We start from the raw sequence: 19027 nt of genomic DNA, 5'->3' as shown, positions 1-19027 counted from the left end.
GGCCGAGAGGGGCTGAAACGCCCGCACCACAGGCGTTCCAGCGCTTCGGTCGTTGTTCGGGCGCCTCGGACGCCTGGGGCTCGACGAACGCCAGCACGCACGAGCGCCGACGGAATCCGGGGCGCGCCGACGGGCGGCGCGTTCGCCGTGGGAACGATGGCCACGGATGGTGATCGGCGAATCCGGAGAGTCATGACCCGTGGTCCGAGCGTCCATCCGCGACATCGGCCCGCCGGCCATCGCCCGCGGCGTCTTCGGCCGCCCGCGCACGCTCGTCACCTGGGCCCTCGCGCCGCTGGTGGGATCGCTCCTGGGCGGCGCCGCCCGCCGCATCCCGTCGGTATCGACCCAGGGCCACCTCCGGTGGACTCCGGACATCCCGGCCCCCGACTCCCCGCTCGACACCCTCTCCGGCCCTGACCACCGGAAACGGCCGGAAACAGCCAAGTGCCGAACAGTGGGCGTCCCCCGCTCCGCCCCACTCCCATCCGCCAAGTTTTGATGCATAACATGCTTTATGCATCATTTGCGTGTCCTTGTGAAGTTCATGCCCATAATCCACTCCATCCCACCCAATGACCGTTTCAGGGCACCCGAACCCCGTGCCTCCCCGAAGGTCACCGGACCGGCTCGGCGTCTGGAGTTCGGCGATCCCCCGCGGTTACCGTGGCCCTGATCGACGAGCCCCTCCCCCTCACCGGGAGCCCGCCGATCCCCGCACTCCCCCGACCACACCATCCAGGGAGAAGAGCATGGGACTCGGCCAGGACGAACTCCAACGCATCGACGCCTACTGGCGCGCCGCCAACTACCTCTCCGTCGGCCAGATCTACCTGCTCGACAACCCCCTCCTGCGGGAGGAACTGCGCCCCGAGCACATCAAGCCCCGCCTCCTGGGCCACTGGGGCACCACCCCGGGGCTCAACTTCTGCTACGCCCACCTGAACCGGGTCATCAAGGCCCGCAACCTCGACATGATGTACATCATGGGCCCCGGCCACGGCGGCCCGGCCGCCGTGGCCAACGCCTGGCTGGAGGGCACCTACAGCGAGGTCTACCGGGACGTCAGCCGCGACGGGCCCGGCATGAAGCGCCTGTTCCGCCAGTTCTCCTTCCCCGGCGGCATCCCCAGCCACGTCGCCCCGGAGACCCCGGGCTCCATCCACGAGGGCGGCGAGCTGGGCTACGCGCTCGCGCACGCCTTCGGGGCCGTGTTCGACAACCCGGACCTGGTGGTCGCCTGCATCGTCGGCGACGGCGAGGCCGAGACCGGGCCGCTGGCGGGCAGCTGGGACTCCAACAAGTTCCTGGACCCGGTGCAGGACGGCGCCGTCCTACCGATCCTGCACCTGAACGGCTACAAGATCGCCAACCCGACGGTGTCGGCGCGCATCCCCGAGGACGAGCTGCTGCAGCGGTTCCGGGGCCACGGCTACCACCCGATCATGGTCAGCGGCGACGACCCGGTGTACATGCACGGGCGGATGGCCGAGGCCCTGGACGAGGCGATGGACCGGATCGCCGACATCCAGCGGGTGGCGCGGACCTCGGGGCTGGAGCGGCGGGCGACGTGGCCGGTGATCGTCCTGCGCTCCCCCAAGGGGTGGACGGGCCCGCGGGAGGTGGACGGGGTCCCGGTGGAGAACACCTGGCGGTCGCACCAGGTGCCGCTGGCGCAGGTGCGCTCCAACGAGGAGCACCGGCGGATGCTCCGGGAGTGGATGCTGTCCTACCGGCCGGAGGAGCTGTTCGACGAGGCGGGCGCCCCGGTGGAGGAGCTGCGCGGGCTGCCGCCGCAGGGCGGGCGGCGGATGAGCGCCAATCCGCACGCCAACGGGGGCCTGCTGCTGAAGGACCTGCGGCTGCCGGACTTCCGGCGCTACGGGTCGGTGTTCGAGGGGCACGGCACCCACACCAGTGAGGCGACGCGGGTGCTGGGGCACTTCCTGCGCGACGTCATCCGCGACAACCCGGACAACTTCCGGCTGGTGGGGCCGGACGAGACGGCGTCGAACCGGCTGTCGGCGGTGTACGAGGCGACGGACAAGGTGTGGGGGGCGCAGATCCTCCCGGTGGACGAGCACCTGGCCCGGCGGGGCCGGGTGATGGAGGTGCTGAGCGAGCACCTGTGCCAGGGGTGGCTGGAGGGCTACCTGCTGACGGGGCGGCACGGGCTGTTCAGCTGCTACGAGGCGTTCGTGCACATCGTGGACGCGATGTTCAACCAGCACGCGAAGTGGTTGAAGGTGACGCAGGGGCTGGCGTGGCGGCGGCCGATCGCGTCGTTGAACTACCTGCTGACCTCGCACGTGTGGAGGCAGGACCACAACGGGTTCACGCACCAGGATCCGGGGTTCCTGGACGTGGTGCTGAACAAGCCGTCGTCGGTGGTGCGGGTGTACCTGCCGCCGGACGCGAACACGCTGCTGTCGGTGGCGGACCACTGCCTGCGGTCCAGGGACTACATCAACGTGGTGGTGGCGGGCAAGCAGCCCGCGCTGGACTACCTGTCGGTGGAGGAGGCGGTGCTGCACTGCACGCGCGGGATCGGGATCTGGGAGTGGGCGAGCACGGACGGGGGCGGGGACCCGGACGTGGTGCTGGCGTGCGCGGGTGATGTGCCGACGCTGGAGACGCTGGCGGCGGCGGACCTGCTGCGGCGGCTGTTCCCGGAGCTGCGGGTGCGGGTGGTGAACGTGGTGGACCTGATGCGGTTGCAGCCGGCGAGCGAGCACCCGCACGGGATGCCGGACGCGGAGTACGAGGCGCTGTTCACGTCGGACCGGCCGGTGATCTTCGCGTTCCACGGATACCCGTGGCTGGTGCACCGGTTGGCGTACCGGCGCCGGAACCACCGGCACCTGCACGTGCGGGGCTACAAGGAGGAGGGGACGACCACGACGCCGTTCGACATGGTGATGCTCAACGACCTGGACCGGTTCCACCTGGTGATCGATGTGATCGACCGGGTGCCGGGGCTGGGCGAGCGGGCGGCGCACATCCGGCAGCGGATGGTGGACGAGCGGTTGCGGCACCGGCTCTACACACGGGAGCACGGTGAGGACCCGGCGGACATCAGGGATTGGGTGTGGCCGTACTGATGCGGGTGCTGGTGGTGAACGCGGGGTCCTCGACGCTGAAGCTGAGCCTGCTGGACTCCGACGACGCGGTGCTGGGGTCGCGGACGGTCGAGCTGGTGGACGGCGGGTGGGATCCGTCGGCGGTGCGGGATTTCCTGGAGGGGCTGCCCTCCCCCGAGGCGGTGGGGCACCGGGTGGTGCACGGGGGGCGGGAGTTCACGGAGCCGGTGCGGTTGGACGCGGGGGTGGTGGAGCGGTTGACGGCGCTGACGCCGTTGGCGCCGCTGCACCAGCCCAAGGCGCTGGCGGGGGTGGAGGCGATCACGGAGGCGGTGCCGGGGGTGCCGCAGGTGGCGTGTTTCGATACGGCGTTCCACGCGTCGTTGGGGCCGGAGGCGTTCACGTACGCGGTGCCGTCGCAGTGGCGGGAGCGGTTCGGGGTGCGCAGGTACGGGTTCCACGGGTTGTCGCACGCGTACGTGTCGGGGGTGGCGGCGCGGCGGACGGGCGGGCGCCGGATCGTGACGGCGCACCTGGGGGCGGGTGCGTCGTTGGCGGCGGTGGCGGAGGGGCGGTGTGTGGACACGACGATGGGGTTCACGCCGCTGGAGGGGCTGGTGATGGCGACGCGTTCGGGGGACGTGGACCCGGGGATGGTGCTGTGGTTGCAGCGTGAGGGCGGGTTGGGCGCGGACGAGGTGGCGGAGGGGCTGGAGCGGGGCGGGGGTCTGGTGGGGTTGGCGGGGACGGCGGACATGCGGGAGGTGCTGGCGGGGGTCGGGCGGGGCGAGGAGCGGTCGGTGCTGGCGTTCGGGGTGTACGTGCACCGGTTGCGGGCGTCGGTGGCGGCGATGGCGGCGTCGTTGGGCGGTCTGGACGTGCTGGTGTTCACGGCGGGTGTGGGCGAGCGGTCGGCGCCGGTGCGGTGGGCGGTGGCGCAGGGGCTGGGTTTCCTGGGGGTGGTGGTGGACCGGGCGGCGAACGAGGGGGTGTCCGGGGAGGCGGACATCTCGGGTGCGGGGGCGTCGGTGCGGACGCTGGTGGTCCCCACGCGTGAGGACGTGCAGATCGCGCGGGGGGCGCGGGAGGTGGCGGGGGTGTGAGCCCCCTCCCCCGGTGGGACGGGCGCGGGCCGTGGGGTCCGCGCCCGTCGTGGTGTGCGGGGGGGCGCTCCCCCGGGGTTCTTCCTTGCCGGTGGCGGGGGCGGGGGGTATCGTCCGGGGTCCATGCGTGTACGGCGGGAGGTGGTGGTCGTGAGGTTCAGAATCCGGCCGCCCGTCCGGAGGGTCCGGGGTGCGGGCGGCGGGTTCCGGAAGGAACGAGATGTCCCGTACGGACGCCACCAAGCCCCTGTGGGTGCGCCATGTCGAGCATGGTCCCGGGGCGGTGCACGATCACCGCTTCGGCCCGTGTGATCTGCCCGAGCGTCCCGGTCCCCGGGACGAGGGGACGCGGTGCCGGTGGGAGGACCCCGGTGTGCTGCTGGGGGGTCGCACCTGCTGTTCGGGGTGCAACGACCGGGCGTGCAGGGCGGAGTGGCAGGCGATGGTGAGGGCGGCCAACCGCAGGGAGCGCTATGCGGGCCGGCGTCTGGTGCGCCGTTACCTGGCCGGTCTGGAGACGGAGTGAGGGTCCGCCCGTAGGGGCGGGTCCGGTGGGGGCTTTCGCGGCGGGTGCCGCGGGGCCCCTTCGTCGTGTGCGGGTGGTTCAGCGGCGCCGGTACAGGGCCGTCACCCAGGGGGAGAGGACGGCGAGGAGTGCGGCGGAGAAGGCCAGGGTCCACAGGACGGGTGCGGTGGCGCCCTCCCCCGCGGTGAGGTCGCGGACGGCGCGGGTGAGGTGGGTGACGGGGTTGAGTTCGACGACGGTGCGCAGCCAGGCGGGGAGGGTCTGGGCGGGGACGAACACGTCACCCAGGAACACGAGGGGGAAGAGGAGGGTACTGGCGGCGGTGACCGAGGCGGGTGTGCGTGCCAGGAGTCCCACGAGCAGCCAGGCCCAGGAGAGGGCGAAGGCGAAGGCGGTCAGGAGGGCCAGTGCGGCGGCGGTGCCGGCCGCTCCGCCTTCGGGGCGGTATCCCATGAGCGCGCCCGCGGCCGTGACGCAGGCGGCGGCGGTGAGGTAGCGGGCGGTGTCGCCCAGGAGGGAGCCCACCAGGGGTGCGGGGGTCCAGGTGACGAGGGTGCGCAGGCGGTCGAAGACGCCGCGGGCGATGTCGGTGTTGAGGCGCACGCCGCTGCCGGCGGTGCACAGGACCACGCTCATGACGGTCATGCCGGGGATGAGGAAGTCGAGGTAGGCGTCGGTGGTGCCGGAGACGGCGCCGCCGAGGAGGTAGGCGAACATCGCGGTCATCAGGACGGGGAAGACCGTGACGTCGATGAGCTGGACGGGTTCGCGCCGCAGCTGGGACAGGGCGCGCAGGCCGAGCAGGGCGGTGGCGCGGGCGGGTCCGGGCCGGGGTGGGGCGGGGTGGGCCATGAGTTCGGCGAGTGCGGCGGTGCGGTCGGTGTCCTGTGGGCGGTGGGGCGGGTGGGTGGCGGTGGGCGGGTTCATGCTGCGGGGTTCCGTTCGGTGAGGGAGAGGAAGACCTCGTCCAGGGTGGGCGGTTCGAGGGTGAGGCGGTCGACCTGGACGTGTGCGCGGTCGAGTGCGGTCAGGAGGTCGGCGCCGGTGCGGGCGGTGCCGTGGGGGCCGGTGGCGGTGGCGGTGAGGGCGCCGTCGGTGTCGGTGTCGAGGTGGGCGGTGTGGGGGGCCAGGGTCCGGCGGGCCTGTTCGTGCTGTTCGGGTCGGGTCAGGTGGAGGCGTAGCCGGGGGTGTCCGTGGGCGGTGCGCAGGTCGCGGGGGGTGCCCTGGGTGAGCAGGCGTCCCCGGTCGATGACGGCGATCCGGTCGGCGAGGCGGTCGGCCTCGGTGAGGTACTGGGTGGTGAGCAGGACGGTGGTGCCCTGGTGGGCCATGGTGCGGACGAGGTCCCAGACCTGTTCGCGGCTGCGGGGGTCCAGGCCGGTGGTGGGTTCGTCGAGGAAGAGGAGCCGGGGTGAGCCCAGCAGGCTCGCGGCGATGTCGAGGCGTCGGCGCATGCCGCCGGAGTAGGTGTGCACGGGGCGGTGGGCGGCGTCGGTGAGGTCGAACACCTCCAGGAGGCGTTCGACGCGGTCGCGGGCGGCCGCGCGGCGGTGGCCGTTGAGACGGGCGAGCAGGGTGAGGGCGGAGGTGCCGGGGAGTTCTTCGTCCAGGCCGGCCTCTTGGGCGGTGACGCCGATGAGGGTGCGGATCTGTGGGGCGTGGGTGCGTACGTCCAGTCCCATGACGCGGGCGGTGCCGCCGGTGGGGGGCAGGCGGGTGGTGAGCATGCGCACGGTGGTGGTCTTGCCGGCTCCGTTGGGGCCCAGGAGGCCGAAGACGGTCGCGGGGGGTACGCGCAGGTCGATACCGCGTACGGCGTCGGTGTCGCCGAAGGTGCGGGTGAGGTCGTCGGTCTGGATGGCCCAGGTGGTGTTCACGTCGGCTGTCTCGTCTCCTGGTTCGGGTGGGTGGGGGTCAGGGGGTGCGGGCGCCGTCGAGGAAGAGGGAGACCAGTGCGCGGGCGCCCTGTTCGGGGTCGGGGCCGGTCATGTCGACGGCGCGGGCGAGGTGGAGGAAGGCGTTGCACAGCAGGGCGGGGTCGCGGTCGGCGAGTTCTCCGGCGGTGATGGCGGTGCGCAGGTGTTCGGTGAGGGGGGTGAGCAGGGCGGCGGTGTAGGCGGTGCGGATGGTGGTGCGGACGTCGTCCTCTAGGAGGTCGAGGGAGTCGAAGAGGTGCTGGTCGAAGGAGGTGTCGGCGCCGGTGGGGTCGGAGACGGCCTCGGTGATGACGGCGCGCAGGACGGTGTCGAGGTCTCCTTCGGTGTCCAGGGCGCGGCGCAGGTCGCGGCCGCGGCGTTCGATGAAGTCGAGGGCGACGAGCTGGTGGAGGGTCTCCTTGCCGCCGGGGAAGTGGTGGTAGAGCGTGGGTTTGCGGACGCCGACCTCGCGGGCGACGGCTTCGAGGGAGGCGCCGCGGTAGCCGTGGGCGGCGAAGTGGGCGGCGTAGACGGTCATGGCGCGGGTGCGGGTGTCGGTGGTCATGGTGGTGCTCCGGGTGTCGGGGTGGCCTGCGACCTCACTCTACCTACCGGTCGGTAGAGCGCGTGCGGGGTTCGCCGTGACGTGCGTCACCAGCGGTGCGGCACTCCCCCGTCCGCCGTGTGGGCGGTGGGCGCCGGGATCGGGAATGCTGTGGGCATGAGCGAGCGTCTGGTGGATGCGGTGGAGGAGTATCTGGTGGCGCGTCGGGCGGCCAAGCCGTCGGAGCACACGGTGGCGGCCTACCGGCGGGACCTGCTGGGGGTGCTGGGGTGCGCGGCCGGGATCCGGGGGGCGCGGCCGGAGGAGCTGCGGTGGGCGGACCTGGACGTGGCGACGCTGCGGGGGGCCTTCGCGGAGTTCGCGGCGTCCAGGGCGGCGTCGAGCGTGCTGCGGGCGTGGTCGACGTGGAACGGGTTCTTCGGGTTCTGGGTGTCGGAGCGGGTGCTGTCGGGCAACCCGATGCCGGCGGTGCCGCGGCCGCGGGTGCGGCCCTCGGGCCCCAAGCCGCTGCGGGGCGAGGACACGCCGGAGCGGCTGCTGGAGGCGCTGGCGCGGGGGGCGCGCAAGGCGCGCGACCCGTGGCCGGAGCGGGACCTGGCGGTGCTGGCGCTGGCGCTGCTGACGGGGATGCGGTCGGCGGAGATGCTGGCGTTGCGGGTGGACTCGGTGTCGGGGCGGTCGGGCGAGATGCGGGTGCGCGTGGTCGGCAAGGGGGGTGGCGAGCGGGTGCTGCCGATCGAGCGGCCGCTGGAGGTGCTGCTGGAGGCGTACCTGGCGTCGCGGCGGGAGCGGTTCGGGGCGGTGGCGGGGGCGGACCCGCTGCTGGTGGACAACCGGGGCGAGGGGCTGCGGCGGGGCGGGCTGCAGTACCTGGTGCGGCAGTGCTACCGGCACGCGGGGGTGAACGACCGGGTGGCGCGGGGGACGCTGGTGCACGCGCTGCGGCACACGTTCGCCACGCGTCTGGCGGAGGACGGCGCGTCGGTCACCGAGATCATGCACCTGCTGGGGCACGCCTCGGTGGCGTCCTCGCAGGCGTACATCGAGGTGACGGCGCGGGCGACGCGGGACGCGGCGTCGTCGAACCGGACGTACGGGGTGGTGCGGCGGTTGGCGGGGGGCGATCGCGGCGAGGTCGTGGGCGGCGCTGGTTAGGCTGGGTGCGTGCAGCAGACGATGGTGATCTCGACGGTGAACGTGAACGGGCTGCGGGCCGCGGCGAAGAAGTCGCCGGGGTTCGTGGACTGGTTGTCGGCCTCGGCGGCCGATGTGGTGTGCCTTCAGGAGGTGCGCGCGGAGGCGGCCCAGCTGCCGCCGGAGGTGGCCTCTCCCCCGGGGTGGCACGTGGCGTTGGCCCCGGCCGCGGCCAAGGGGCGCGCCGGCGTGGCGGTGTACTCGCGGGTGGAGCCCGACGCGGTGCGGGTGGGGTTCGGCGAGGCCGAGTTCGAGGCGTCGGGCCGGTACCTGGAGGCGGACTTCGGCCGGGTGTCGGTGGCGAGCCTGTACCTGCCGTCGGGCGAGGTGGGGACCGAGCGCCAGGACGAGAAGGAGCGCTTCATGAAGGCGTTCCTGCCCTACCTGGTCGGGCGGCGCGAGGAGCTCCGGAAGCAGGGCCGGGACCTGGTGGTGTGCGGGGACTGGAACATCGCGCACCGGGAGGCCGACCTGAAGAACTGGCGCGCGAACACGAAGAACTCGGGGTTCCTGCCCGAGGAGCGGGCGTGGATGGACCGGGTGTTCGGTGAGGCCGGGTACGTGGACGTGGTGCGGGCGCTGTTCCCGGACCAGGAGGGCCCGTACTCGTGGTGGTCGTATCGTGGGCGTGCCTTCGACAACGACACGGGATGGCGCATCGACTACCAGGTCTGCACGCCGGAGTTGGCCGGCCGTGTGGTGGAGGGTCGGGTGGAGCGGTATCCCGACCGTGCGGGGCGTTGGTCCGATCATGCGCCGGTGACGGTGCGCTACCAGGTGTGAGGGGTGGGGTGCGTGGGCGTTCCGGTGGGTGTGCCGATCGTGCTGGTGCACGGTCTGCGGGTGTCGGGGAGCATGTGGCGGCCGCAGGTGGACCTGTTGACGGAGCAGGGCCGGCGGGTGGTCGCGCCCGACCTGCCGGGCCACGGGTCGCGGCGGGGTGAGGACTTCTCGCTGGGCCGTGCGGTGGACGCGGTGGTGGAGGCGATCGACGGCGTGGGCGGCCGGGCCCTGGTGGTGGGGCTGAGCCTGGGCGGGTTCGTGTCGATCGCGACGGCCGCTGCGGCGCCGGGGAAGGTGGCGGGCCTGGTGGCGGCCAGTTGCACGGCCAAGCCCGCGCAGGCGTTGGCGCAGGTGTACCGGATCCCGGCGGTGCTGATGGACCGGCTGCCGGACAAGGGTGCGACGTTGAACGAGCGTTTCCACCGGTTGACGTTGCGCGACACGGCGGCCGAGGCGGTGCTGGACGGCGGGTTGGCGGTGGAGGCGGCCACGGCGGTGATCGACGCGGTGGCGGAGATGGACGCGTTGGCGGCGCTGGAGCGCTACCCGGGGCCGGTGTGGCTGGTGAACGGGGCGCGGGATCATTTCCGGCTGCATGAGCGGCAGTTCTTCGAGGCGTGCGCGGAGGGGCGTCTGTTGAACGTGCCGCGAGCGGGTCACATGGTGAGTCTGGACCAGCCGGTGGATTTCACGCGGATCGTGTCGGACGCGGCCGACGTGGTGTGGGTGCGTGAGAACGCGGCGGCCCGGGAGGGGCGTTCGCTGGAGTCGGATCTGAAGTCCGACTGATCCGGGTTTTGTGTGCGGGGGGGGTGGCCTGGGGCCGCCCCCCTTTTTTCGTGCGCCGGGTCAGCGGGTGGCGTGGGCGCGGGGCCGGGTGGTGGCCGGTGAGGCGGGGTGGGGGCGGGTGGGCAGGTGGAAGAAGATCGCGGGGTCGGTGCGGGTCGGGTGCAGGGGGGCGTCCAGGCCGAGGGAGGCCTTGAGGTCGGTGAGGGCGCGGTGGGTGTGGGGCGCGCGGGCGGCGGAGGCGGTGAAGTAGCCGGTGGTGTTGTTGGCGAGCCAGGACAGGACGAGGGCGCCCTCGGTGAAGGGCGGGGTGTGGGGGTGCTGGAAGACGCCGTGGACGGCGATGGGGGTGTGGGGGTCCAGGGTGGGCAGGAGGTGGTGGAGGTACCAGCGGGCGAACCAGCCGCCGTGGGTGCTGTCGAGGGCGAGCAGTCCGGTGTGTTCGGGCAGGTGGGTGAGTTTGGCGCGGACGTCGCCCTTGGTGTGGGTCCAGCGGTCGGGGTCCATGCCGGGCGGGAGGTGGTGGGGGTGGGGGTCGTGGGTGTCGAAGGTGTGGAGGCGGCCGGTGCCGTTGTGGTGCAGGGCGGCGAGGGTCCAGGCGGTGGCGGTGCTGTGGGCGGTGCCGATGCGGACCACGTGGTCGGGGGCGTGGTGGCGGACGAGGAGGTAGGTGATCTCGGCTTCGATGTCGTGGGGTGCGGGGGCGGGGGCCGGGGTGGCGGGCAGGGCGCGGATGTGGTCGCGGGCGTGGGCGAGGCCGTCGCGGTGGGTGCGGTAGAGGGTGCTGATGTGGTCCAGGTCGATGGTCGGCACGGTGCTGCTCCCGGTGGTGCGACGGAGTGTGATTGCCGAACGTAGCAGCCCGGTGACCCGGTGCCGGGGTTGTGGTGGGCGTGTCGTCGCCGCGGGCCCGGGGTGGGGCGGGTTCGTCGGGGTTCGCCCCTTCTCCCCCGCCGTGGCCCGGTCCGCCCCTCCCCCGCGGCGGCGCGGCCGCGGTCAGCGGCGGGCCTGGACGAGGCCGGAGTCGTAGGCGGCGATGACGGCCTGGGTGCGGTCGCGGGCGCCGAGCTTGGTGAGGATGTTGGAGACGTGGGTCTTGACCGTCTCGGTGCCCAGGTGCAGGCGGTGGGCGATCTCGGTGTTGGTGAGCCCCTGGGCGATGAGGGTGAGGGTCTGCGATTCGCGGGGGGTGAGGGTGGCCACGGCGCGGGCGGCGGGGGTCGGCCGGGAGGGGCTGGCGGCGGCCAGGTCGCGCAGGGCCGTGGGGAAGAGCAGGTTCTCGCCGCGGTGGGTGATGCGGATGGCGGCCAGGATGTCCTCGGGCGGGGTGCGTTTGAGGAGGAACCCGGTGGCGCCGGCGCGCAGGGCGTCCCAGACGTAGGCGTCGTTGTCGAAGGTGGTCAGGACCAGGACGCGGGGGGCGTCGGGGCGGGCGGTGAGGGTGCGGGTGGCCTGGATGCCGTCCAGGCGGGGCATGCGCACGTCCATGAGGACCAGGTCGGGGCGGGTGCGGGCGACGAGGTCGGGGACGCCGGCGCCGTCGTCGGTCTGGCCGACGGCCTCCATGTCGGGTTCGGCGTTGATGAGGGCGGCGAGCCCGGCGCGGATGAGGGCTTCGTCGTCGACCAGGGCGATCCGGATCATGGGGTGTCGGTGTCTTTCCAGTTCAGGGTGAGGTCGAGGGTCCAGTGGGTGGGGTCGGCGGCGGGGTGGGGGCCCGCGGTGAGGGTGCCGCCGAGCAGGTGGGCGCGTTCCTGCATGCCGGTGATGCCGCGGCCGCCGGTGCGGCGCCGTCCCAGGGGGCGGCGGGGCGGAAGGGGGTTGGTGGCGGTGAGGTGGAGGTGGCGGGGGGCGATGTCCAGGGTGAGGTCGAGGGGGCGGCCGGGTGCGTGGGTGAGGGCGTTGGTGAGGGCCTGTTGGGCGATGCGGTAGGTCTCGCGGGAGAGCAGGGCGGGGACGGCGCGGGGGTCGCCGTCCAGGGCCAGGCGCAGGGGCGTGCCGGTGTGGGAGGCGGTCTCGGCCAGGTGGGTGAGGTGGGTGAGGTCGGGGGGCGGCGCGGTGGGGGCGGTGGTGTCCTCGCGCAGGATGCCCAGGGCGTGGTCGAGGTCGGCGGTGGCGGTGCGGGCCTGGTCGGCGATGTGGGTGAGGGCCTGGCGGGCGAAGTCGGGGTCGGTGTCGATGAGGCGGGCGGCGGTGGCGGACTGGAGGGTGATGACGGACAGGGCGTGGCCCAGGGAGTCGTGGAGTTCGCGGGCCAGGCGGTTGCGTTCGGCCAGGGTGCGGGCGCGGGCCTGGGCGTCGGCGAGCAGGCTGGCGGGCGAGGGGCCCAGCAGGCGCGGGGCGAGCCGGGCCATGAGGTGGCCGGTCAGGGCGACGGCGGCGATGACGGCCAGGAGCAGGGCCAGGCCCGCGAGGGGGCCCAGCGGGCTGGGGACCGGTTCCGGGGAGGGGCCCAGGACGGTGAGGGGCCCGGCGGGGGCGAGGGGGTCGCCGGTCAGGGGTGCGACGGCGAGCAGGGCGGACTCGGTGAGGCCGACCATGGTGGCCAGGCAGACCGCCATGCCGGTGAAGGTGAACAGGCACAGCCACACGAAGGTGCGCGCACCGGGTGCGGGGGGCGTGTCGGGCAGCAGGTTCAGGGGGCCGCGCAGCAGGGCGCGGGCGAGCTGGTGCTGTGCGCCGGCGACGGCGGGGACGCGGGCGGTGGCGGCCAGCGCGGCCAGGGTGATGAGCAGGCCCAGGACCCAGCCGCCGGGGCCGGGGCTCTCCTGGGCGGTGCCGCCCTGGGTGATGAGGGTGGCCAGGACGAGGCCGGCCATGGCGTAGGGGGTCAGGAGCGCGCCGCCGATGATGAGGTAGGCCCAGCGGCGGTAGGTGTGGGCGCTGGTGAAGGGCCGGGCGGCCGTGGTGAGCGGTCGGTGGAGGTGGCGCACAGGGTGATCGTCGCACGCCGGGGCGGCGGTGCGCCTCCCCCGTGGTGGGGAGGGTCCGGACCGGTCCGGACCGGTGGCGTGGCGGCGCTCACACCGTGCAGTGGCGGCGGTCGCCCCCGTGGGTGTCCCCGGTCATGTGCGTGCCGGTTGACCGGATTTCACTGTGATTTGCCCCATATTGATGGGTTGATGGGGTGTTTTCTGTGGGGTCGGTGCTCACCGGGGTGACGGTGTGCTCCTAGTGTTGGGGATGTGACGAGCAGTACAACGCCGCCCAACCCCGCGGCGAACACCCCAGATCAGTCCACCACCACCGGGCTGGCCCACACCCTGCGGCGCCGCCACATGGCGCTCATCGCCATCGGCGGTTCGGTCGGGGCGGGCCTGTTCATCGGCTCCGGCGCGGTCATCCAGGCGGCCGGCCCCGCGTCCGTGGTCTCCTACCTCATCGCCGGCGCCCTGGTCTTCCTGACCCTGCGCGCCCTGGGCGAGATGGTCGTGTCGGTCCCGGCCGCAGGCTCCTTCTCCGACTACGCGCGCCTGGCCTTCGGCCCCCGCGCGGGCTTCACCATCGGCTGGGTCTACTGGTGGATGTACGCGGTCCTGGTGGCCGCCGAGTCCGTCGCCGGCGCCACCATCCTGTCCGGGTGGATCCCCGGCGTCCCGGCCTGGATCCTGGCCCTGGCGGTCCTGCTGTCGATGACGGCCGCCAACCTCATCTCCGTGCGCGTCTTCGCCGAGACCGAGTCGTTCTTCTCGCTGGTCAAGGTCGCCACCATCGTGGCGTTCCTGTTCATCGGCGGCGCCTGGGCGCTGGGCCTGTGGCAGGGCGCCGACGGCTCCTCGGTCGCCAACCTGTGGCAGCACGGCGGGTTCGCGCCTCAGGGGTGGACGGCCGTGCTGGCCGCGACCGTGGTGGTGCTGTTCGCCTTCGGCGGCGTGGAGATCATCACCGTCGCCGCCGGGGAGAGCGCCGAGCCCGAGCGCGGGGTGGCCACGGCGGTCACCAACGTGCTGTGGCGCATCGGCCTGTTCTACGTGGCCTCGATCCTGGTCATCGTGGCGGTGCTGCCCTGGGGTACGGTGGATCCGGGGGCCAGCCCCTTCGTGGCGGTCATGGAGCACGTCGGGATCCCCGGCGCGGCCCTGATCATGGAGATCGTGGTGTTCATCGCCGTGCTGAGCGTGCTCAACGCCGCGATGTACACCTCCTCCCGGATGCTGTTCACCCTCACCCGCCAGGGGGACGCCCCGCGCGTGCTGCGCGGGACCAGCCGGCGCGGCGTGCCGGTGCGGGCGATCCTGCTGGGCACGGTGGTCGGGTACGTGGCCGCGGTGGCCGAGTACCTGTTCCCCGGGCACGTGTTCCCGTTCCTGGTGGCCTCCATCGGCGCGATCCTGCTGGTGCTGTTCCTGACGATCTGCGCCTCCCAACTGGTGGTGGGGCGCCGGGTCCGCGAGCGCGAGCCGGAGCGGCTGGGGTTCGCCATCTGGGCGTTCCCGTACCTGACCTGGGCCACGCTCGTCGGCCTGGTCGTGATCGGGGTGGCGATGCTGGTCATCCCGGACCAGCGCCCGGCGCTGCTGGCGTCCCTGGGCGCGGTCGCGGTGGCCCTGGCCGCCTTCGAGGTGCGGCGGCGCTTGGGCAGCCCGCCCTCGGACCGCGTCCTGCCCATGGACGGGCGGGCCGGAGCGGACGGGCTGCGCCGGGACCCCGGGGCCCCCTGACACACCGGACGTCCGGACGCGGGCGCCGCTCCCCACCGGGGCGCGGCGCCCGCCGCGCGTCCGGGGCACGGACCGCGGGGCGGGGACCGGGTGGTCCCGTTCGGTGGGGGTTCGGGTGCTGGTCACCGGTTTTGTCGCTAAGGTGTCGCGCAACCCCTGAGAGGAGCACCCCCGTGCGACATATCGTCGGCTTCCTGTCCGGTCTCATCCTCGCCCCCGTCCTGCTGCTGGCCTGCGGTTGGGCCTTCTCCCACCTGCGCTCCCTGCACGCCGCCGAACGCGGTGTCCTGGAGGGCAGCGGCCCCCTGGTCCTGGCGGGCCTGGTGGGCGTGGGGGTCATCGTGGCGCTGCTGGCCGTCCCCCCGCGGCTGACCCCGATGCTGCCGCTGTCGGTGGCGCTGGTGCTGGGCTCCGCGACGGGTGTGGCGCTGGTGCGCGGACACCTGCTGGAGCGGCTGCCCCCGGTGCCCGGCCTGGAGGGCGCGCTGGACCTGCTGCCGCTGGGCGTGTTCGTGCCGGTGGCGCTGGTGCTGGCGGCCACGGTGTTCGTCGGCGGGCGCTGGCGGCGCTCCGAGGAGCACGAGGTCACCGAGGAGGAGTACTTCGAGGGCCTGTACGAGGAGGGCGAGGAGCGGCCCGCGGACAAGCGCGCGGAGCCCGAGGCCCAGCACGTCCCCCGGCACCGGGCCTGAGCGCCCCGTCCCCCGCACGGCCGCGGGCCCGCATCCCCGGGAAGAGGGGTGCGGGCCCGCGGCCGTGTAAGGGGGGTTCAGCGCCAGGTGGGGCCCCAGGCGGAGCTGTTGGAGACCCCGGGCGGCAGCGGCGGCAGGCCGGTGCCGCCGCCCGTGCGGGGCGGCGCGGGCGGCTCGGCCGCGGCCGGGCGCGCGGGTTCAGGTCGGGCCGCGGGTGCCGGGGGCACCGGGGGTTCTGCGGGCGCCGCGGGCTCCGGCGGTGCCGGCTCGGGCCGGGGGGCGGCCTCGGGCCGGCGGGGAAGCGGCTCGGGCTCGGGTTCGGGGGGCAGGAAGCCGCGGACGCGCTCGGCGCCGGCGGCCTCCTCGGCCAGGACCGGCTCGGGGATGGGGGTGGAGTCGTCGGTGGGGTCGGGGATGGCCGGTTCGGCCGGGGCGACCCGCTTCCACCACAGGGCGGCCTCCTCGGCCAGGAGCTCGCCCTCCACCTCCAGCCAGCCGGCGACCAGGGGGTGGCGGCGGTGGGCGCTCCAGGAGCGCGGGTAGGGCTGCTCGTCCAGGACCAGGACGTGCTCGCCGTCCAGGGTGGGGATCTCGGCGGGGACGCCCTCGTTCCACACCCAGGTGCCGTCGTGGGCGACCAGGTTCCACCAGCCGCGCACGGTGCGGGCGGCCGGGTCGGGGTCGCCGTCGCGGAAGGCGCGCACCCAGCGCGGGTCCGGCGGGTCCCCGGCCAGGCCCATGCCGTTGGGGCCGACCAGGGCGTCGGCGAGCAGGGTGTGGAGCTGGAAGTTGTCGCCGATGCCGTCGAACAGGACGCGGAAGGCGCGGCCGGACTCCCGGTCCAGGACCAGGGCCGATCCCGCCTCGGCCATGCGCAGCAGGGCGCGGACCTCCTGCAGGTCGGGCAGGTGGTCGCCGAGCTGGTTGGCGACGGCGACGAGTTCGGCGTGCAGGGTGGGGTCGCGGCGCACGTGGGAGCGCACGGTGGAGCGGGTGAGCATGGTCTTGGCGGCCAGGGCGTGGCGGGCCACGGTCCACCAGCACATGGTGGCGCCGGGGGCGTCGGCGCCCAGGTCGGTGGCGACGCGGTTCTCGTCGGCGGCGGTGACCGAGTCGGGGTCGGGCGGCTCGCCGCCGCCGGTGCGCTGCCAGGCGCGGGCGAAGACGATGGCGCCGCGGCCGATGGCGCGCAGGCGGCGCAGGACCTCGGGGCCGGCGGGGCCGGGGTCGGTGCCCGTCTCGACGAGCGCCCCGGCGACGACGCACAGGTCGGCGGTGATGCCGGGGGCGGCGTGGTCGCCGGTGAGGAGGGGGGCCAGGGCCTCCAGGGCGAGTTCGCGCTCGGAGACGGGGATCCGGGAGGCCAGGACGAGGACGCGGTGGACCGCGGCGGGGAACTGGCCGGGGTCGGCGGTCACCGAGGCGTCGATCAGTTGTTGGAATGTGGCGCGGAATTCGTCGACCATGGGCCCGTCCCCTTTCTCACGCAACCAACCTAATGTGTCGTGAGTGAAGGATCGCACGATAAGTGCGGTTTTCCGTCCTCACAGGCGGGTTCGTTGACGATTCGAGACGAGGCCCCGCCCGGCCCCGTCACAGCCCCAGGCGGGTCACCGCGTTGTCGTCCAACGGGTCCGCGCTGCGGATGTAGTCGTGCACCGTGCGCGGGTTGGTCCAGCGCCCCTGACGCATGATCTCACGGTCGGCGGCGCCTCCCAGCGCGGCCTGGGTGGCGAATCCGGCGCGCAGGGAGTGCCCGCCGAACGCGTCGGGGTCCAGCCCCGCGCGGGCCGCGTACTTCTTGACCGTGTCCCCCACCGACTGGCCGGTCATGGCGCGGGTGCCCAGGGCGCCGTGGCGCGAGACCGACACCAGCAGCGGGCGCTGCGAGCCGTCGGCCAGCGGCGCCAGCGCGGCGGCGTCCAGGCGGGCGCACCGGTGCGCGGCGGCGGGCGGTTCGGCGGCGGCCCGGGCCAGCAGGGCGCGCACCGCGTCGGCGCCGCCCTCCAGGTGGGCGGTGCGCAGCTCCGCCCAGTCGGCCAGCGCGCACACCGGGCAGGTGTGCCGGTGGCGGCCCCGGGGCAGCGCCACGACGTGGCCGCGCCGCCCCTCCTGGTCGGTCTTGGTGGCGCCCAGCTCCACCAGCAGCGTCGTCGCCCCGCCCGCCGGGTCGGTGCGCACCGTGATGTCGTCGAAGGTGATGCCCGCCAGCTCCGAGCGGCGCAGCGCCCCCGCGAACCCCGTCAGCAGCAGCACCGTGTCGCGGAGCCGGGCGACACCGCCCGGGTGCCCCGGCCCGGGCCGGTGGGCCAGCAGCGCCTCCAGGGTCGCCAGCACCACCGGGTCCTTGCGGCGCGGGCGGGCCCGGCGGGTGCGGCGGATGCCGCGCAGGGTCAGACGCACCACCTCGGCGCGGGTCGGCGAGGCCAGCCCGTGGGCGCCGTGCACCGCGGCGATCGCCGCGGCCCGGCGCTCGATGCTGGCCGGGGCCAGCGCCGGGCGCCCGTCGGGGGTGCGGGCCTGGGCGCAGGCGGCCAGGTACACCGCCACGTCGACCGCCTCGGCGGGCAGCGCGGTGCGCCCCTCGGCCAGGCACCAGGCGGTGAACGCGGTCCAGTCGGTGCGGTAGGCGCGCAGGGTGTTGGGCGACTGGGCGTTGGCCAGGAACCGGCCCAGCGCCCGCGCCTGGTCGTCGTCGAAGCGCTCGCGCACCCGCTCCAGGGCGCGGGCGTCCACCAGGACGCTCTGGGTGCCCGCGGCCAGGCGGGTGCGCACGGCGTCCGGCAGGGCCACGGCGTGCTCGGGGGTCTCCACCGGGCTCTCCCCGCGGGTCAGCCGGACAGGTGGGAGCGCAGGGCGTCCCACAGCTCGGCCGGGGGCATCGCCCAGAAGATCAGGCCGGCCGAGACGGCCAGGGCGACGGCGAACCCGATCGCGGCGATCCTGCGCCGCAGCACCACCGCGGCGACCGCCGACACCGCGGGCACGACCAGCGCCAGCACCAGCAGCCAGATCAGGGCGGTGCCGATGGAGTCCACGGCCCCCGCCGCGGCGGCCGGGTCGGCGGGGTCGACGGCGGCGGCGTCCATGGTGGTGAACAGCAGCATCGCCAGCGCCAGCGGCGACCCCAGGCCCCACACCAGGGCCAGGACCACCCACAGGGCGGTGACGCGCCGGTCGGGCGGGTCGTCCAGGACCACCGGGGTGCGCGACACCCGGCCCCGGGTCCCGGGCTCCTGCCCGGCCTCCGCGCCGGCGCGCTCCGGTGCGGCGCCGCGGTCGTGGTCCCGCCGGGGTTTGCGCTGTCTGCGTTTCTTGGGTGACACGCCCGGGAGCCTACCCGCCCAGGGGGGTGAAGTGGATCAGGGACACGAACACCAGCGGCCAGGCCAGCAGCACCAGCGACCACAGGGCGGCCCTGCGGTCCCCGGCGACGGTGGCCACGGCGGCGGCGAGCAGGGGGATGCCGACGAAGGCGCCGAAGGAGAGGGTGAACCACTCCGCGGCCGACCCGGCGTGGGACTGGGCGTTGGCGCCCATGAGGTACCCGGCGGGTCCCAGGGCGAGGGCCATCAGGGCCAGGATGAGGACGACGACGCGGATTCCGGTGGGGTGGCGGGTGTTGCGGCCGCCACCGGAGGCGGAGGGACTGTCGGACACGGGGGCCGGGGTGCCTTTCGGGAACGGGTCGGGGAGGGCCGTCGCGCACGCGCGGCGCACG

At 74.3% G+C, this 19027-nt stretch carries 18 protein-coding genes; 8 read left to right on the top strand and 10 right to left on the bottom strand.

Features of this window, described 5'->3' with window-relative positions; translation table 11 throughout:
- Positions 1–752: 752 nt before the first annotated feature.
- The 3 genes from KGD84_RS15435 to KGD84_RS15425 all read left to right on the top strand — a co-directional run bounded on the left by KGD84_RS15435 (position 753) and on the right by KGD84_RS15425 (position 4709).
- Positions 753–3101, top strand: coding sequence for a phosphoketolase family protein (locus KGD84_RS15435; protein ID WP_220561048.1), 2349 nt, complete (start codon positions 753–755; stop codon positions 3099–3101).
- Positions 3101–4183, top strand: a complete 1083-nt coding sequence (locus KGD84_RS15430; protein ID WP_220565770.1) for an acetate/propionate family kinase — start codon at positions 3101–3103, stop codon at positions 4181–4183. Before KGD84_RS15435 ends, KGD84_RS15430 begins: the two co-directional genes overlap by 1 nt.
- A gap of 220 nt (positions 4184–4403) precedes the next feature.
- A complete protein-coding gene (locus tag KGD84_RS15425) occupies positions 4404–4709 on the top strand; it encodes a hypothetical protein (protein WP_220561047.1) in 306 nt (101 codons plus the stop codon).
- 78 nt (positions 4710–4787) lie between these two features.
- Here KGD84_RS15425 and KGD84_RS15420 read toward each other — a convergent pair whose 3' ends face one another.
- The 3 genes from KGD84_RS15420 to KGD84_RS15410 are packed head-to-tail and all read right to left on the bottom strand — an operon-like array spanning position 4788 to position 7190.
- Positions 4788–5636 (bottom strand): ABC transporter permease, encoded by an 849-nt coding sequence (locus KGD84_RS15420; protein WP_220561046.1) that lies wholly within the window; start codon positions 5634–5636, stop codon positions 4788–4790.
- On the bottom strand, positions 5633–6586 hold the full coding sequence (locus tag KGD84_RS15415; RefSeq protein ID WP_220561045.1) for an ATP-binding cassette domain-containing protein: 954 nt from the start codon (positions 6584–6586) through the stop codon (positions 5633–5635). The genes KGD84_RS15420 and KGD84_RS15415 overlap by 4 nt, the downstream gene beginning before the upstream one ends.
- Positions 6587–6623: 37 nt before the next feature.
- Positions 6624–7190 (bottom strand): TetR/AcrR family transcriptional regulator, encoded by a 567-nt coding sequence (locus KGD84_RS15410; protein WP_220561044.1) that lies wholly within the window; start codon positions 7188–7190, stop codon positions 6624–6626.
- A gap of 156 nt (positions 7191–7346) precedes the next feature.
- Here KGD84_RS15410 and KGD84_RS15405 point away from each other — a divergent pair, with 156 nt between their 5' ends.
- From KGD84_RS15405 to KGD84_RS15395, 3 genes are read left to right on the top strand one after another with little or no spacing between them, the layout of a single operon-like run.
- Positions 7347–8345, top strand: a complete 999-nt coding sequence (locus KGD84_RS15405; protein WP_220561043.1) for a tyrosine-type recombinase/integrase — start codon at positions 7347–7349, stop codon at positions 8343–8345.
- A 21-nt stretch (positions 8346–8366) separates the two neighbouring features.
- On the top strand, positions 8367–9167 hold the full coding sequence (locus KGD84_RS15400) for an exodeoxyribonuclease III (RefSeq protein ID WP_220565769.1): 801 nt from the start codon (positions 8367–8369) through the stop codon (positions 9165–9167).
- Between the two features lie 24 nt (positions 9168–9191).
- Positions 9192–9956, top strand: coding sequence for an alpha/beta fold hydrolase (locus KGD84_RS15395; RefSeq protein WP_220565768.1), 765 nt, complete (start codon positions 9192–9194; stop codon positions 9954–9956).
- Between the two features lie 60 nt (positions 9957–10016).
- On the opposite strand, the gene KGD84_RS15390 is transcribed toward KGD84_RS15395, so the two are convergent.
- The 3 genes from KGD84_RS15390 to KGD84_RS15380 all read right to left on the bottom strand — a co-directional run bounded on the left by KGD84_RS15390 (position 10017) and on the right by KGD84_RS15380 (position 12886).
- The gene (locus KGD84_RS15390; RefSeq protein WP_220561042.1) at positions 10017–10766 is read right to left on the bottom strand and encodes a class I SAM-dependent methyltransferase; all 750 of its coding nucleotides are present in this window, start codon (positions 10764–10766) and stop codon (positions 10017–10019) included.
- A 183-nt stretch (positions 10767–10949) separates the two neighbouring features.
- On the bottom strand, positions 10950–11597 hold the full coding sequence (locus KGD84_RS15385; protein ID WP_220561041.1) for a response regulator: 648 nt from the start codon (positions 11595–11597) through the stop codon (positions 10950–10952).
- Positions 11594–12886 (bottom strand): sensor histidine kinase, encoded by a 1293-nt coding sequence (locus KGD84_RS15380; protein WP_220561040.1) that lies wholly within the window; start codon positions 12884–12886, stop codon positions 11594–11596. The genes KGD84_RS15385 and KGD84_RS15380 overlap by 4 nt, the downstream gene beginning before the upstream one ends.
- A gap of 345 nt (positions 12887–13231) precedes the next feature.
- Between KGD84_RS15380 and KGD84_RS15375 the strand changes: the two genes are divergently transcribed.
- On the top strand, positions 13232–14614 hold the full coding sequence (locus tag KGD84_RS15375; RefSeq protein WP_220565767.1) for an amino acid permease: 1383 nt from the start codon (positions 13232–13234) through the stop codon (positions 14612–14614).
- 173 nt (positions 14615–14787) lie between these two features.
- On the top strand, positions 14788–15306 hold the full coding sequence (locus KGD84_RS15370) for a hypothetical protein (protein WP_220561039.1): 519 nt from the start codon (positions 14788–14790) through the stop codon (positions 15304–15306).
- A 77-nt stretch (positions 15307–15383) separates the two neighbouring features.
- Here KGD84_RS15370 and KGD84_RS15365 read toward each other — a convergent pair whose 3' ends face one another.
- The 4 genes from KGD84_RS15365 to KGD84_RS15350 all read right to left on the bottom strand — a co-directional run bounded on the left by KGD84_RS15365 (position 15384) and on the right by KGD84_RS15350 (position 18966).
- Entirely contained in the window at positions 15384–16772 is a 1389-nt protein-coding gene (locus KGD84_RS15365; RefSeq protein ID WP_220561038.1) for a hypothetical protein, read from the bottom strand.
- A 127-nt stretch (positions 16773–16899) separates the two neighbouring features.
- Entirely contained in the window at positions 16900–18120 is a 1221-nt protein-coding gene (locus tag KGD84_RS15360; RefSeq protein WP_255646572.1) for a tyrosine-type recombinase/integrase, read from the bottom strand.
- Between the two features lie 17 nt (positions 18121–18137).
- On the bottom strand, positions 18138–18632 hold the full coding sequence (locus KGD84_RS15355; protein ID WP_220561037.1) for a hypothetical protein: 495 nt from the start codon (positions 18630–18632) through the stop codon (positions 18138–18140).
- 10 nt (positions 18633–18642) lie between these two features.
- Positions 18643–18966, bottom strand: a complete 324-nt coding sequence (locus tag KGD84_RS15350; RefSeq protein ID WP_220561036.1) for a hypothetical protein — start codon at positions 18964–18966, stop codon at positions 18643–18645.
- Between the last annotated feature and the right edge of the window lie 61 nt (positions 18967–19027).

The organism is Nocardiopsis changdeensis (assembly GCF_018316655.1).
GTDB lineage: Bacteria > Actinomycetota > Actinomycetes > Streptosporangiales > Streptosporangiaceae > Nocardiopsis > Nocardiopsis changdeensis.
The sequence above is the reverse complement of the archived record's forward strand: the minus strand, read 5'-3'. Positions and strand labels throughout refer to the sequence as shown.